The organism is Bradyrhizobium sp. SHOUNA76, from assembly GCF_023006445.1.
Taxonomy (GTDB): domain Bacteria; phylum Pseudomonadota; class Alphaproteobacteria; order Rhizobiales; family Xanthobacteraceae; genus Bradyrhizobium.
Map to the genome: position 1 here is coordinate 1 of NZ_JALBHA010000110.1, position 14,870 is coordinate 14,870.

Sequence of the window (14,870 nt, forward strand, 5' to 3'; positions counted from 1 at the left end):
CTCGCTCGCCGCGCGCCTCGGGCGGACGCCGGAGGTCGCCTCACCCGATCTCGCGCCGGAACCACCGGCCGAAGCGACCGGCGCGACTCAAGCAAAGGGCTTTTCGATTCTCGTCGCCGAGGACAACGAGATCAACGCGCTCTTGATGCGCTCGCTGCTGACGAAACTCGGCCATCGCGTCGTCATCGCCGTCCACGGCGAGGCCGCGCTGGAATCATGGCTCGCCGCTTCATCGGCCGGCACGCCCTATGATCTCGTGCTGATGGATATCCAGATGCCGCAGCTCGACGGCATCGAGGCGACGAAACGCATTCGCGCGCATGAGGCCGCCACCGGCGGCCATCACACGCCGATCCTCGCGCTCACCGCCAACACGCTGGTGGAGGATCGCTATGCCTGCTTCGAGGCAGGCATGAACGGATTTCTGATCAAGCCGCTCGACCGGGAGAAGCTTGAAGAGGCGCTGGCTGGCCTGGCGGCATCACGGCGGCTGGCCGTCTGACCCGGAATTTCGCGGGAACCTTCATCGCGGCGAGCAGTCGATAATTGAAATCGACCGCCTTGCGCGTCACCATAAGCTGGGGGCGTTTTGCAACGAAGGACTTTGCGCATGAACGTGCTTTGCCGCCTCGCATTCGTTGTTTTTCTCGCTGGAATGCCCCGCCACGCCGCGGCCGATACGCCGGAGCTCATCGCCTCGCTCAAGCAAGGCGGCTTTGTCCTGATCTTTCGGCACACCGCCACTGACGACAGCCAAAAGGACGTTTACCCCTTCAAGTTCGACGACATGAGTGCCCAGCGTCAGCTCAGCGAAAAGGGCAGGGACATGGCGCGCCAGATCGGGGCGGCCGTCAAGGAGCTCGCGGTTCCGATCGGGGATGTCTACACCAGCCGGCTGAACCGCGCGGTCGAGGCCGGCAAGCTGATCTCCGGCCGCGAGGTCAAGCCGGTTGACGCGTTGACGGACAGCAGCAACGCCAGCGCATCGGGAATAGCAAACCCGACCGGCGCCAATGCAAAGGCCGGCCAGGCCGTGCGTCAGCTCGTCGACGCGCCTCCGAAAGCCGGCACCAACACGTTCCTGGTCACCCACAAGACCAACATCGCAGACGCCTTCGGCAAGGAGGCTGGCGACGTGCAGGAAGGCGAAGCCTTCGTCTACAAGGCCGGTGGCTCTGGCCCCGCCACCTTTGCGGGACGCATCAAGATTGCCGATTGGGCTGCGAACACCGGCAAGTGACCGATCCAATTCGGCGCCCCGTCGCGACCGAGGCGGGCGTGACTTGCCGCTCCGCCACAGTCCTGTGATACCAACGTCCCGAGAGGTGCGACTGGAGGGCCGGCGACACGTGAGAACATCGGAAGACCGCTCATTCCTCGTCTGGCTTGGCGTGATCTCCGTCGCGTTCGGCTGGCTGCTTTGGCCATTCTCTGGCGCATTGTTGTGGGCCACGCTGCTCGCGATCATTTTCGCGCCGCTCTATCGACGTTGCGTAGAAATGTTCCCGAAATGGCGCAACGTTGCCGCACTTTCCACCGTCGTCGCCGTGGTCGTCATGGTCCTGATCCCCGTCGGGGTCATCATCGCTTCGCTCGTCGACCAGGGAGGCGAGCTGTATCAGCGCGTTCAGTCCGGGGAGATCAATCTGGCTCATCCCCTGCAGCAGCTGAAATCCGCGCTGCCCGACTGGGCTGCTTCGCTCTCGGATCGCCTGGCCGGCATCGATTTCTCGGCCCTGAAGGAGCGCCTGTCGAGCCTGGTCGTCCCGGCCGGCCAGCAGCTGGCCGGCCATGCGATCAACTTCGGTCAGCTGACATTGGAATTCGTCGCAAGCTTGCTCGTGATGCTGTACCTGCTGTTCTTTTTCCTGCGCGATGGTGACGAGCTCAACATACGCATCCGCAATGCGCTGCCGCTGCGGCCGAGCCAGACCGCCGAGGTCCTGGATGCCTTCACCCTGGCGGTTCGCGGGACGATCAAAGGGATCATATTGGTTGCCCTGATCCAGGGAGCGCTTGGCGGGGTGATCTTCTGGCTGCTCGGCCTGACTGCGCCTTTGCTCGCGGGTGCCGTCATGGCGCTGCTTTCGCTTCTGCCTGTGCTCGGCTCCGCGCTGGTCTGGGTTCCGGTCGCAATCTACTTGCTCGTGGCCGGCTCGGTCACGAAGGGCATCATCCTGCTCGCTTTCGGGACCTTCGTGATCGGTCTTGCCGACAATTTTCTCCGCCCGATCCTGGTCGGCCAGTCGATCCAAATGCCGAGCTATGTCGTGCTGCTTGCCACCCTGGGCGGCCTTGCGGTTTTAGGAGCGAACGGCTTCGTCATCGGCCCACTCGTCGCCGCAATGTTCCTGACGGCGTGGCGCATCTTCGTGACCTCGAAGGCGCGGCGGGACGTCAAGGAGTGACCTTCATTCCTTAAGCGGTCGGTCCAGTACCTCGCGCACGCGCAGCGCCAGCTTTGCCTGGGAAATCGGCTTTTCGAGCAGGTCCACGCCTTCATCGAGCCGTCCCTGATGGACCACGGCATTCCTGGAATAGCCGGTCATGTAGAGGATCTTCAATCCCGGCCGGATCTGCTGCGCGCGTCTCCCGAGTTCACGCCCATTGATTCCGGGCATGACGACATCGGTGAGAAGCAGGCTCACCTTGGGCTCCTCCTGCAACAGGATCGTCAGCGCTCCCTGGGCACTCGGGGCAGAAACGACGCGGTAGTTCAGATCGCGCAGCACATCGGACACGTAGGCCCTGAGGTCGGCGTCATCTTCAACAACGAGAATGGTCTCGACCTTTTCTCCTTCAGGCAAGACATCGTCCGGCTCGCTCACGGCCGCCTGGAGCGCGCCGTGGTAGCGCGGGAAATACATCTTGATGCTCGTACCGTGGCCGATCTCGCTATAGATTTTCACATGCCCGCCGGACTGCTTGACGAAGCCGTAGACCTGACTGAGTCCGAGCCCGGTCCCGTGGCCCGGCTCCTTGGTCGTGAAGAACGGCTCGAAGGCGTGGTCGACGACGTCCGCGGCCATTCCGCTTCCGGTGTCGGTCACACAGATGGCGACGTATTGGCCGGGAGACAGCTCGGGATTGAGCCGGCTGTAATCATCGTCGGCCGCGACGTTCACGGCCTCGACCGTGAGCTTGCCGCCTTCCGGCATGGCGTCGCGGGCGTTGATCGCGAGATTGATGATGGCCGATTCGAGATGATTGGCATCGGCCTCGATTTGCCAGAGACCGGCGCTCCCGACCGCCTCGACCTCAACGCGCTCGCCCAGTGTGCGCTGGAGAAATTCCTGCACGCCGTTGAGGAAGTTGTTGACGTTGATCGGTTTCGGATCGAGCGCCTGCCGGCGGGAGAAAGCCAGGAGACGGCTGGTGAGCGCCGCAGCTCTCTGGGCGCCACGCTTGGCATGCGCTAAAGAGCGCTGCAGATTGCTGCTGCCGGCCAAGTGGCGGGCATTGCGCTCGGCGGTTTCGATATTCCCAAGCACGATCATGAGCAGATTGTTGAAGTCGTGCGCGATGCCACCACTGAGCTGCCCGACGGCTTCGAGCTTCTGAGACGCAACCAGCTGCTCCTGGACCTGCTTGAGCTCGTCCTGAGCATGCTTGCGCTCGGTGAGATCGCGGGTGACCTTTGCAAAGCCGACGATGTGGCCTTCCTCGTCGACGATCCGATCGATGACGACCGACGCCCAGAAGCGCGACCCATCCTTGCGCATGCGCCAGCCTTCAGCCTCGAAGCGGCCGTGCTCGGCAGCTTCCGCCAGGGCGCGTTTCGGAACTCCGATTTCGAGATCTTCGGGCGTATAGAACTGGCTGAAGTGGCGCCCGATGATCTCATTCGGTGCGTAGCCCTTGATGCGCTCGGCGCCGGGATTCCAGCTCGCCACGTTGCCCTCGCGGTCGAGCTGGAAGATGGCATAGTCAATGACGGCCTCGATCAATCGGCGGTAGCGTCGCTCGCTCTCCAACAGATCGAGATGGGCCTGCTGACGTTCGGTGATGTCACGCGTCACCTTGGCGAAGCCGATCAACCGACCCTGCTCGTCCTTGATGGCATCGAGCACGACGAGCGCCCAAAACCTGCTGCCATCCTTGCGGACGCGCCATCCTTCGGAATTGAAGCGTCCCGTCTCACGCGCCGTCGCCAGCGCCTTCCCGGGCAAACCCGCCGCGCGGTCCTCAGGCGTGTAGAACACTGAAAACGGTTTGCCGACGATCTCGCTGGCGGAATATCCCTTGAGACGCTCGGCCCCCGCGTTCCAGCTTCTCACGGTGCCGTCGATGTCGAGAATGAAGATGGCGTAATCGACGATCGCGTTGACGAGCAATTCAAGGCGGCGGCCGTCCCCGATCTCGTCGAGTGGCGTTTGGCTCATTTCTGTCCTGAAGGTGCTCGTGGGATGGCCTGCCTAGCTCAACGGCTCTCCAGCAGACATAGTTCCCGGCCAACCTACGATTATACCTTCGCCTGGATCGGCGGAGGATAATGGCTTTGCAGGAGCGGCGACCCCTCATGGGGCATGAGCGAGAAAGCGCGGCGCAGAAAGTTTCTCAGGTGGGACTTGGGCGGCCTTGAATATGGTGTCGGCCTGGGCCGCGCGTTTGCAATGCGGGCAGACGAAGAGATGCGCGATGATCGGGACCGGCTCGTCCGCGAGCAGTTCGGATCGGTACCACCTCATCTCGATATGGCAATCCGGGCAGGTCGGTGCTTCGAGATGCTCGGCGGCGTTTCTGAGACGATCAACCATGGGCCATCAGCGTTTTCGGATTCCATAACGGAATACCCTTGGTCGGTCTGCAACAAAAGACACTCAGTCTGAAATTTTGAAGGCCGTCCACCGACCGCCGCGGCTACAGCCTTCGCAGCGCCACGCTCTCCACCGTGTGGTCGGCGCCCTTCTTCAGGATCAGCGTCGCGCGGGGGCGGGTCGGCAGAATGTTGTCCTCGAGATTGGCGAGGTTGGTGCGCTCCCAGATCGCGATCGCCGTGGCGGTGGCTTCCTCGTCCGACAGCAGCGCGTAGCGGTTGAAATAGGATTTCGGGTTGGTGAACGCGGTGTCACGCAGCGCCAGGAAGCGCTTGATGTACCATTGCCGCAGCGCCGCTTCGTCGGCGTCAATATAAACCGAGAAATCGAAGAAGTCGGAGACGACGGGCACCGCCTTGCCATCGCGCGGCAGCTTGCCGGTCTGCAGCACGTTGACGCCCTCGACGATCAGGATGTCGGGCTGATCGACCTCGGCCCACTGGCTCGGCACGATGTCGTAGGTCAGATGCGAATAGACCGGAGCGCGCACGTGGCGGCGGCCGGATTTGATGTCGGAGAGGAAGCTGAGCAGCAGCGGCAGGTCGTAGCTTTCCGGAAAGCCCTTCTTCTGCATGATGCCCTGCCGCTCGAGCACCGCGTTGGGATAGAGAAATCCGTCGGTCGTGATCAGTTCGACCTTCGGCCGGGGCGACCAGCGGGCCAGCAGCGCCTGAAGCACGCGGGCCGTGGTGGATTTTCCGACCGCGACCGATCCGGCGACACCGATGATATAAGGCACCTTGCGGTCGCGGATGTCGAGGAATTGGCGCTCGGCGTAATACAGGCGCTGCATCGCGTCGACATAGATCGAGAGCAGGCGCGACAACGGAAGATAGATGTCCTCGACCTCCTGCAAGTCCAAGCGGTCGTGCAGCGAGCGCAGCCGGTCGAACTCGCCCGGCTCCAGCGTCATCGGCGTGTCGTCGCGCAGCCGCGACCATTCTTCGCGCGTATAGACGCGGTACGGATTATACTGCTGCTCGGGTGCGCGGATATCCATGACGCGACCTCTCCACTCGACTAGTTACCGCCCTTGCGCGACGCCTTCTCTTCCAAGCCCGACATCGTCGTTCGCTTCTCGAGCATCGCCTCGACCTCTTCCAGCTTTACGCCGCGTGCCTTGAGCAACACAAGGAAATGGTAGAGCAGGTCGGCGCTTTCGGCGATCAGATGCGCGCGATCGTTTTCGACTGCTGCGATTACGGTTTCGACTGCTTCCTCGCCGAACTTCTTGGCGCAATGCTCGGCGCCCTTGTCCAGGAGCTTGCGGGTATAGGACGCTTCGCCACCGGCGGCGGCGCGGGCGTCAATGGTCTCGGCCAGATCGTGGATCGTGAAACGCGGCATCGGAATTACTCGGAAACACGCTTGGCAACAGACTTGGCCACGGAGGCCATTCCCCGTCGCCTCATGTAGCACTTTTGCGAACGGGAGTCGTCAGGCATCGAGGCGCATCGCCAGTCCGCGCCGGGCCATGTGCTCCTTGGCTTCGCGGATGGTGAATTCCCCGAAATGGAAGATCGAGGCGGCGAGCACAGCTGTGGCGTGTCCGTCGCGGATACCGTCGACGAGGTGGTCGAGATTGCCGACGCCGCCCGATGCGATCACCGGAACGGGAACGCTGTCGGCGATCGCCCGGGTCAGCGGGATGTCGAATCCCTGCCTCGTGCCATCGCGATCCATCGAGGTCAGCAGGATCTCACCGGCGCCGAGCGCGACGACTTCCTGTGCGTATTCGATGGCGTCGATACCGGTCGAATTGCGGCCGCCGTGGGTGAAGATTTCCCAGCGGTCGCCGCCCGGGCGCTTCACCCGTTTGGCATCGATCGCAACCACAACGCACTGCTCGCCGAATTTCTCGGCCGCTTCCTTGACGAACTCGCGCCGCGACACCGCCGCGCTATTGATCGAGACCTTGTCGGCGCCGGCGCGCAGCAGCGTCTTGATGTCGTTGACCTCGCGCACGCCGCCGCCGACGGTGACAGGCATGAAGCAGGCCTCCGCGGTGCGGCGGACGACGTCCAGCATGATGCCGCGATTCTCGTGGGTCGCGGTGATGTCGAGGAAAGTGAGCTCGTCGGCGCCGGCCGCGTCATAGGCGATCGCGGCTTCGACGGGGTCGCCGGCATCCCTGAGATCGACGAAGTTGACGCCCTTGACGACTCGGCCGTCCTTGACGTCGAGGCAGGGGATCACGCGCACCTTGAACATGTGTCAGCTCCCAGGCGCGCGTGCGCTGCGGATCAGAGTGAGGGCGGCGGCGGGATCGAGTCGGCCATCGTAAAGCGCGCGCCCCGCGATCGCGCCGGCGAGCCTCGATGCCCGCGGCGTCAGCATCGCCTTGACGTCCTCGATCGAGGCGAGACCGCCGGAGGCGATCACGGGAATCGAGATGGCGTCGGCCAGAGCAATGGTCGCATCCAGGTTCAGGCCCTTGAGCAGGCCGTCGCGCGCGATGTCGGTGAAGATGATGGCGGCAACGCCGGCGTCCTCGAAGCGCTGCGCGATCTCGAGCACCGTCACCTGCGAAGTCTCCGCCCAGCCTTCGACCGCGACCTTGCCGTCACGCGCATCGAGCCCGACCGCGACGCGGCCGGGAAATTTTTTCGCGGCAGCTTTCACCAGCTCCGGATCGCGCACCGCGGCGGTGCCGATGATGACACGGGTGATGCCCTTGGCGAGCCATGCTTCGACGGTTTTGAGATCGCGAATGCCGCCGCCGAGCTGCACCGGGATCTTGATCGTCTTCAGCATCGCCTCGACAGCCTCGGCATTCACCGGCCTGCCGGCAAAGGCACCGTCGAGGTCGACGACGTGGAGATACTCAAAACCCTGCTCGGCAAAGCTCTGCGCCTGCGCTGCAGGATTGAGGTTGAACACGGTCGCGCGCGCCATGTCGCCTTGCTCGAGGCGCACGCACTGGCCGTTCTTGAGGTCGATCGCGGGGAAGAGAATCATGTCGTACCTGCTCTCGTCCCCGTCATGGGGACGGACTTGTCAGCTAAGCACTCCGTCATTGCGAGCGCAGCGAAGCAATCCAGACTGCCGGCGCGGAAAGACGCTGGATTGCTTCGCTGCGTTCGCAATGACGAGATGAAAGCCGTCGAATCCATCACGGTTTCCATCGCAGAAAGTTCGAGATCAGAGCGAGACCGAAACGCTGGCTCTTCTCGGGGTGAAACTGCGTGCCGATGGCGGTGTCCTTGCCGACGATCGCGGTGACAGGCCCGCCGTAATCGGCCCGCGCGAGCACGTCCGCCTCGCTGGCGGGGTTGAGGTGGTAGGAGTGCACGAAATAGGCGTGCTGGCCCTTGGGGCCGAGCGGCAGCTTGTTCAGCACCGGATGCTCCTGCAGCACCTCGAGCGTATTCCAGCCCATGTGCGGGATCTTCAGGCTCTCGTCGCGCGGCGTGATCTTCTCGACGTCGCCGCCGATCCAGCCCAGGCCTTCGGTGATGACATGTTCCTTGCCGCGGCTCGCCATCAATTGCATGCCGACGCAGATGCCGAAAAAGGGCCGCGCCTTGACGCGCACCGCTTCGGTGATCGCCTCGACCATGCCGTTGACGGCGTCCAGCCCGCGGCGGCAGTCGGCGAAGGCGCCGACGCCGGGCAGCACCAGACGGTCGGCGCCGTAGGCCTGGTCCGGATCGCTGGTGACGAAGACCTTCTGCGGAATCTCGAGGCTGCGCGCGGCGCGCTCGAAGGCCTTGGCGGCGGAATGCAGGTTGCCGGAACCGTAATCGATGATGGCGACGCTCATCTTGACCCTCCCGGTTCTGGAAACAATCCAATGATGCCCCCGGCCGGAATGGGCGGCGGATTCGAGAATTGCTGACCCGGCACAGTGCGGGTCGGCGGCGGGCCGCCGCGATCGACGGCCCATTGATCGTTGACGATGCCGTGCTGTTTCTGGCTCCAGCGCTCGAAAAAGCGGCGCTCGGCTGTGTCCTCGTTGTCGCCAATCACCACGTCGAGCTGCCGCCATTTGCCGCGCGACAGCGTCCAGCGACGCAGGCTCGAGGCCTCGAATCCCACCAGCAGCGCAACGATGAGATCGGCCAAGAAGATCGGGCCGCGTCCAACACCGAGGCTGGACAGCCCCGCATTGAACGCCGCCACGAAGATCAGATAGCCGATCAGCACCAGCCACAGCCGATGCCACAGCAGCCAGAACGGACCGAAGATCATCGCTTTGACATGGAAACCGTCACGCACGAACACGAACTTGTCGGTCGCGCGCAGATCGGCTCCGGCAGGGGAGGGAGCATGAACTGTGTAGACAGGCATGGTGATGCCCCGTTCCTAGGAATCAGTAATACCGCAAGCGGCGCGCGCCGCGGGCCGAAAGACCTCAGCCGCCGAGCGAGCCCTTGGTGGACGGGATTTCTCCCGCCGCTTTCGGATCGATCGCGACCGCGGTGCGCAGCGCCCGCGCCAGACCCTTGAAGCAGGACTCGGCGATATGGTGGCTGTTATCGCCATATAGGGTCTCGACGTGGAGAGTCACGCCGGCGTTCATGGCGAAGGCCTGGAACCATTCGCGGACCAGCTCGGTGTCGAACTCACCGATCTTGTCGCGGGGGAAGTTGGCCTTGAACACCAGGAACGGGCGGCCCGAGATATCGATGACCACGCGCGACAGCGTCTCGTCCATGGGCATGTGCACGCCGGCATAGCGGGTGATGCCCGCCATGTTGCCGAGCGCCTGCCTGACCGCCTGGCCGAGCGCGATGCCGGTGTCTTCGGTGGTATGGTGATAATCAATGTGCAGATCGCCCACCGCCTTGACCGTAAGGTCGATGCGGGAGTGGCGGGCGAGGAGATCGAGCATATGGTCGAAAAAGCCGATGCCGGTCGCGATATTGGCCACGCCGGTGCCATCGAGGTTCACGGTGACCTCGATGTCGGTTTCCTTGGTCTTGCGCTTGATCGTCGCGGTGCGCATTGAAGGCTTTCGCTGGGGTTTGGCCGGAAAACGCCAGTCTATTAACAGTCAAATGGCCCCTTCGCTACTGCGGGAACGGCTGGCGGGACCTCTACTTCTGCCTATGGTGAGTGAAATTCGGCCCGGAACGGCCCGTTGTGCGCCAGTTGTCCCGTTGGCCCCGACCGCCTAAATCAGGCGGACAACGAGGTACTTCATGCAGGATTCCCAAAACAGCTCGCCGGGCTGGCACGGCACCACGATTTTGACGGTCCGCAAGGGCGGCAAGGTGGTGGTCGGCGGCGACGGCCAGGTCTCGATCGGCCAGACCGTGATCAAGTCCAACGCCAAGAAGGTCCGAAAGCTGGGCAAGGGCGACGTGATCGGCGGTTTTGCCGGCGCGACCGCCGACGCCTTCACCCTGTTTGAGCGGCTGGAAGCCAAACTCGAGCAATATCCGGGGCAGCTGACCCGGGCCGCGGTGGAGCTGGCCAAGGACTGGCGCACCGACCGCTATTTACGGCGGCTGGAGGCCATGATGATCGTGGCCGACAAGGACGTCTCCCTGGTGCTGACCGGCACCGGCGACGTGCTGGAGCCCGAGGCCGGCGTGATGGCGATCGGCTCCGGCGGCAATTACGCGCTGGCGGCGGCACGGGCCCTGCTCGACACCGACAAGGACGCCGAGACCATCGTCCGCCGCTCCATGGACATCGCCGCCGACATCTGCGTCTACACCAACCGCAATTTGACCATCGAAAGCCTGGCAACCGGGTAGGGGCGACCTGTGAATCCATGGAGGCGCTCCGGACTGGCTGTAATCTCTCCCGCTTGCGGGAGAGGTCGCGCCGAAGGCGCGGGTGAGGGCTTTCTCCTCTTGGGGGCTGTCCCATTGTGGAGGCACCATCTCCCCGACCCTCTCCCGCAAGCGGGAGAGGGAGCGCAGCACCGCCATGGCTGCTAGATGACCCTCACCTACACCTTCCGCCCGATGACCCCGGCCGACATGCCGCTGATCTGGCGCTGGCTGGATGCGCCGCATGTCGCCGAATGGTGGCATGATCCCGAGACGCTCGAGTTCGTCGGCGGCGACCTCGAGCATCCTGATTTGGCGCAGTTCATCGTCAGCCTTGATGGCCGGTCTTTCGCCTATCTGCAGTGCTACCAGATCGGCGATTGGCACGTCAGCTTCGGCCCGCAGCCGGTGGGCACCCGCGGCCTCGATCAGTTCATCGGCGAAGCCGACATGCTGGGATGCGGCCACGGCTCAGCTTTCATCCGTGCCTTCATCGATCAGCTCTTTGCCCGCGGCGTGCCACGCATCGTGATCGACCCCAGCCCCGCCAATCCGCGCGCGATTCGTGCCTATGAGAAAGCTGGATTCGTGCCGCAGCACGAGATTGTCACGCCAGATGGTCCCGCCCTCCTGATGATCCGAGACCCATGACGCTTGCCGCGCCCCCCATCGCCAAGACCGCATTTCCGCCGCTCGCCTGGGTCGGCATCGCGCTGCTGCTGCTGGCGCTGCAGGCCTCGATCCTGCTTGCGATGGGGCGGGTTCCGATCTGCACCTGCGGCTATGTCAAACTCTGGCATGGCGTGGTCAACAGCTCGGAGAACTCCCAGCACATCGCCGACTGGTACAGCTTCTCGCACGTCCTGCACGGCTTCCTGTTCTACGGCCTGACCTGGCTGCTGTTTGCGCGACTGCCGTTCCTGCCTCTGTCGTGGCCGGCGCGGCTGATCATCGCCATGCTGATCGAGGGCGCCTGGGAGATCGTCGAGAACTCGCCCTTCATCATCGAACGTTACCGCGCTGGCACGATCTCGCTGGACTATTTCGGCGACAGCATCGTCAATTCGGTCTCCGACAATCTGGCCATGGTGCTGGGGTTCCTCGCCGCGCGCGTGCTGCCTGTGCCCGCGACGGTCCTGCTCGGACTCGCCTTCGAAATCATGCTCGCGCTCCACATTCGCGACAATCTGACGCTCAATATCCTGATGCTGATCCATCCGGTCGATGCCGTGAAGCAATGGCAATCCGGGCCGCCGATCATCTGACGCAAAATCCGGCTTGTCCCGGCCCGCAACTGACCCTAGCTAAGGTCCCATGACAGACTTCTCTCCCCGTGAAATCGTTTCCGAACTCGACCGTTTCATCGTCGGCCAGGCCGATGCCAAGCGCGCCGTCTCGATCGCGCTGCGCAACCGCTGGCGGCGGCAGCAGCTCGAAGGCTCCTTGCGCGAAGAGGTGCTGCCGAAGAACATTCTGATGATCGGCCCCACCGGCGTCGGCAAAACCGAGATCGCGCGGCGACTGGCGAAACTTGCGAATGCGCCGTTCCTGAAGGTGGAAGCGACCAAGTTTACCGAGGTCGGCTATGTCGGCCGCGACGTCGAGCAGATCGTGCGCGATCTCGTCGAGGTCGCGATCGCCCAGGTCCGCGAGAAGAAGCGCAAGGACGTGCAGGCGCGCGCGCAGCTCGCCGCCGAGGAGCGGGTGCTCGACGCGCTGGTCGGCGCCAATTCCAGCCCTGCGACGCGCGAATCCTTTCGCAAGAAGCTGCGCGCCGGCGAGCTCAACGACAAGGAAATCGAGGTCGAGACGCAGTCGTCCGGCAGCGGCATGCCGATGTTCGAGATTCCGGGCATGCCGGGCGCGCAGATGGGCGCGATCTCGATCGGCGACATTTTTGGTAAGCTCGGCGGCCGCAGCAAGACGCGGCGGCTGACGGTCGAGGGCTCGCACGAGATTCTCGTCAACGAGGAATCCGACAAGCTGCTGGACACCGATCAGCTGACGCTGGAGGCGATCAGTGCGGTCGAGAACAACGGCATCGTGTTCCTCGACGAGATCGACAAGATCTGTGCACGTGACGGCCGCGTCGGCGGCGACGTCTCGCGCGAGGGCGTGCAGCGCGATCTGCTGCCCTTGATCGAAGGCACCACGGTCTCGACCAAGCATGGCGCGGTGAAGACCGACCACATCCTGTTCATCGCGTCCGGCGCCTTCCACGTCGCAAAGCCGTCAGACCTGTTGCCGGAATTGCAGGGCCGCCTGCCGATCCGCGTCGAATTGCAGGCGCTGACCCGCGACGACATGCGCCGCATCCTGACCGAGCCAGAGGCCTCGCTGATCAAGCAATATGTCGCCTTGATGCAGACCGAGGGCGTGACGCTCGACATCACCCACAGCGCCATCGACGCGCTCGCCGATGTCGCGGTCGCGGTGAACTCGACCGTCGAAAACATCGGCGCGCGGCGGCTGCAGACCGTGATGGAGCGGGTGCTCGACGAGATCTCCTTCACCGCCCCCGACCGCAACGGTGAGACCGTCCGGGTCGATGCGGATTTTGTGCAGAAACACGTCGGCGACCTCGCCAAGAACGCGGATCTGAGCCGGTTCATTTTGTAATTTGGGTTCAGTCCGCTATCTATCTCGCTGTCGTCCCCGCCTGGTGCGCGATTGCGCACGGGCGCGGGGACCCAAAACCACCAGCGGTCCTCGTTGAACCAGATAGTAGCTCCAGCCCTGCCTCAAATGGCCTCCTGTGGTTATGGGTCCCGGGTCGCGCGGAGCCTGTCATCGGGCCGCGCTTTGCGCGGACCCGGTGGCTTGCCCGGGACGACGGCGGAGTTTGACGCGCCGTCGGTGGCACGTGCCCGCTAATATCTGGCAAAACCCCTGGCGGCTCCTGCTCGCGGTCAACGCGGCGGTCATCGTCGGCGTCTTCGTCCACAAGATCCAGCTGCCGCCTTACGTCCCCTATATCCATCTCCTGGTCGACTACCATTTCGGCTTCATCAAGCGCGCATGGATCGGCGCCATCGTCGCGCTGTTTACGGACAAGGTGCCGGTATGGTCCGTGTTCGCGCTCGGCGGGGTGACATGGCTGGTGACACTCGGCCTGTATGCAAGACTATTCCAGAAGACCTTTGGCTTCACCGCTAAAACGCTGCCGCTGTTCGTCTTCATGGCGGGCTCGCCATTCTTCCTGAAGAACTTCATGCACACGCTCGGCCATTTCGACATCTATGGCTGCGCGCTGGCGCTCATCCTGCTGCTGATGCCGGCGGGCTCGCTGCTGTTCGTCGCCACAGCCGCGCTGTTCTCGATCGTCCTCGTGCTGATCCACCACATTCATCTCTTGATGTATGTGCCGACGATCATCACCATCGTGGCGGTCAGGCACTACCTCGCTTACGGCTGCAATCGCAGCAACGTCGCCTTCGGCATCCTCGCCTTGCTCATTGTCTCGGCGCTGTTCTTCGCCGCGCAATTCCTGGGAACGATGCCGGTCCCGGAAGCGGATTTCGTCGCGTATCTGAAGACCCGGATGGCCGATCCGGCGCGAACCGACCTGCTGCAATTCGCCTACATCTGGTACCAGCCGCTGGCGAAGGAGGTTTTGGACACCTGGGGGCGCCTGCCGCACAATATCCTCGGCCTACCCGTCTTTGCGCTGCTGATCTGGCTGCACACGCCGCTGTGGCGCTATTTTACGAAGCTGATCGGCGCGCTCGCAAGCGAGACGCACCGGCGCCTCGTGATCGCGGCGCTGATCGGCGTCAGCCTCGCCTATCTCGTGATGTTCGCGATGGTGTTCGACTATTCCCGTTGGATATCGAACTGGGCGGTCTGCATGTTCCTGATCCTGCATGCGGCGAAGATGCTGCCGGCTGCGCGCGAGACGCCGCTGATTCCAGCCGAGGATCGGACAACGAACATCTTCGGCCTGATCCTCACACTGATCCCGCGCGTCGGAATCATCCGGCCGTTCTAAAATCTCGCCCGCCTGATCCGCACATACAGCGCGCCCTCGCCGCCATGGCCGATATGCGCCGTCTCGAAGCCGACGACGAAGGCGCGGAATTCCGGCAGGCTCAGCCATTCCGGCACCAGGCGGCGCAGCACGCCGCTTTCGCCGCCGCTGCGGCCCTTGCCGGTGATGACCAGCACGAAGGTCAGGCCGTCATGATGGGCGCGGTGCAGGAAGCCGGTCAGCGCACGATGGGCGCGCGTCTGGGTCATTCCGTGCAGATCAAGCCGCGCCTCGATCTCGCTGCGGCCGCGCGACAGTTTTGTCCGCTCGCGCTTGCCAAGCGGCGCCAGAGGCGGGACGGCT

General features: G+C 63.7%; 18 protein-coding genes. 8 read left to right on the plus strand and 10 right to left on the minus strand.

Annotation, left to right across the window (positions count from 1 at the left end; translation table 11 throughout):
* From MOV74_RS14945 to MOV74_RS14955, 3 genes are all read left to right on the plus strand, one after another.
* A partial coding sequence (locus MOV74_RS14945) for a response regulator (RefSeq protein WP_246923321.1) occupies positions 1-502 on the plus strand: 502 nt, incomplete at its 5' end.
* A 108-nt stretch (positions 503-610) separates the two neighbouring features.
* Entirely contained in the window at positions 611-1,240 is a 630-nt protein-coding gene (locus MOV74_RS14950) for a histidine phosphatase family protein (protein ID WP_246923325.1), read from the plus strand.
* Positions 1,241-1,349: 109 nt separating this feature from the next.
* On the plus strand, positions 1,350-2,408 hold the full coding sequence (locus tag MOV74_RS14955) for an AI-2E family transporter (protein WP_246923330.1): 1,059 nt from the start codon (positions 1,350-1,352) through the stop codon (positions 2,406-2,408).
* Positions 2,409-2,411: 3 nt separating this feature from the next.
* Here MOV74_RS14955 and MOV74_RS14960 read toward each other — a convergent pair whose 3' ends face one another.
* The 9 genes from MOV74_RS14960 to hisB form a co-directional block, all read right to left on the minus strand.
* Entirely contained in the window at positions 2,412-4,382 is a 1,971-nt protein-coding gene (locus MOV74_RS14960; RefSeq protein ID WP_246923340.1) for a PAS domain-containing sensor histidine kinase, read from the minus strand.
* Positions 4,383-4,517: 135 nt separating this feature from the next.
* Positions 4,518-4,757, minus strand: coding sequence for a hypothetical protein (locus MOV74_RS14965; RefSeq protein WP_246923343.1), 240 nt, complete (start codon positions 4,755-4,757; stop codon positions 4,518-4,520).
* Positions 4,758-4,860: 103 nt separating this feature from the next.
* On the minus strand, positions 4,861-5,817 hold the full coding sequence (gene coaA, locus MOV74_RS14970) for a type I pantothenate kinase (RefSeq protein ID WP_246923348.1): 957 nt from the start codon (positions 5,815-5,817) through the stop codon (positions 4,861-4,863).
* Positions 5,818-5,837: 20 nt separating this feature from the next.
* The gene (locus MOV74_RS14975; RefSeq protein WP_246923351.1) at positions 5,838-6,164 is read right to left on the minus strand and encodes a phosphoribosyl-ATP diphosphatase; all 327 of its coding nucleotides are present in this window, start codon (positions 6,162-6,164) and stop codon (positions 5,838-5,840) included.
* Positions 6,165-6,254: 90 nt separating this feature from the next.
* A complete protein-coding gene (gene hisF / locus MOV74_RS14980; protein ID WP_100175253.1) occupies positions 6,255-7,028 on the minus strand; it encodes an imidazole glycerol phosphate synthase subunit HisF in 774 nt (257 codons plus the stop codon).
* 3 nt (positions 7,029-7,031) lie between these two features.
* Positions 7,032-7,775 (minus strand): 1-(5-phosphoribosyl)-5-[(5-phosphoribosylamino)methylideneamino]imidazole-4-carboxamide isomerase, encoded by a 744-nt coding sequence (gene hisA / locus MOV74_RS14985; RefSeq protein WP_246923355.1) that lies wholly within the window; start codon positions 7,773-7,775, stop codon positions 7,032-7,034.
* Positions 7,776-7,929: 154 nt separating this feature from the next.
* Positions 7,930-8,580, minus strand: a complete 651-nt coding sequence (gene hisH, locus MOV74_RS14990) for an imidazole glycerol phosphate synthase subunit HisH (protein WP_246923358.1) — start codon at positions 8,578-8,580, stop codon at positions 7,930-7,932.
* Positions 8,577-9,107 (minus strand): DUF2628 domain-containing protein, encoded by a 531-nt coding sequence (locus tag MOV74_RS14995; protein ID WP_246923363.1) that lies wholly within the window; start codon positions 9,105-9,107, stop codon positions 8,577-8,579. The genes hisH and MOV74_RS14995 overlap by 4 nt, the downstream gene beginning before the upstream one ends.
* Positions 9,108-9,171: 64 nt before the next feature.
* Complete coding sequence (gene hisB / locus MOV74_RS15000) at positions 9,172-9,765, minus strand: imidazoleglycerol-phosphate dehydratase HisB (RefSeq protein ID WP_246923368.1); 594 nt, start codon at positions 9,763-9,765, stop codon at positions 9,172-9,174.
* Positions 9,766-9,961: 196 nt separating this feature from the next.
* On the opposite strand from hisB, the gene hslV reads away from it, so the two are divergent.
* From hslV to MOV74_RS15025, 5 genes are all read left to right on the plus strand, one after another.
* Entirely contained in the window at positions 9,962-10,522 is a 561-nt protein-coding gene (gene hslV, locus MOV74_RS15005; protein WP_194405259.1) for an ATP-dependent protease subunit HslV, read from the plus strand.
* A gap of 186 nt (positions 10,523-10,708) precedes the next feature.
* Complete coding sequence (locus MOV74_RS15010) at positions 10,709-11,191, plus strand: GNAT family N-acetyltransferase (protein WP_246923372.1); 483 nt, start codon at positions 10,709-10,711, stop codon at positions 11,189-11,191.
* Positions 11,188-11,805, plus strand: coding sequence for a DUF2585 domain-containing protein (locus tag MOV74_RS15015; protein ID WP_246923375.1), 618 nt, complete (start codon positions 11,188-11,190; stop codon positions 11,803-11,805). The genes MOV74_RS15010 and MOV74_RS15015 overlap by 4 nt, the downstream gene beginning before the upstream one ends.
* A gap of 49 nt (positions 11,806-11,854) precedes the next feature.
* Complete coding sequence (gene hslU, locus MOV74_RS15020) at positions 11,855-13,159, plus strand: ATP-dependent protease ATPase subunit HslU (RefSeq protein WP_246923377.1); 1,305 nt, start codon at positions 11,855-11,857, stop codon at positions 13,157-13,159.
* Between the two features lie 244 nt (positions 13,160-13,403).
* Positions 13,404-14,528: a hypothetical protein gene (locus MOV74_RS15025; RefSeq protein WP_246923379.1), complete on the plus strand. Its 1,125-nt coding sequence runs from the start codon at positions 13,404-13,406 to the stop codon at positions 14,526-14,528.
* Here MOV74_RS15025 and MOV74_RS15030 read toward each other — a convergent pair.
* On the minus strand, positions 14,525-14,870 hold a 346-nt coding region (locus MOV74_RS15030), incomplete at its 5' end, for a Smr/MutS family protein (RefSeq protein ID WP_246923383.1). The two genes, MOV74_RS15025 and MOV74_RS15030, sit on opposite strands and share 4 nt — an antisense overlap.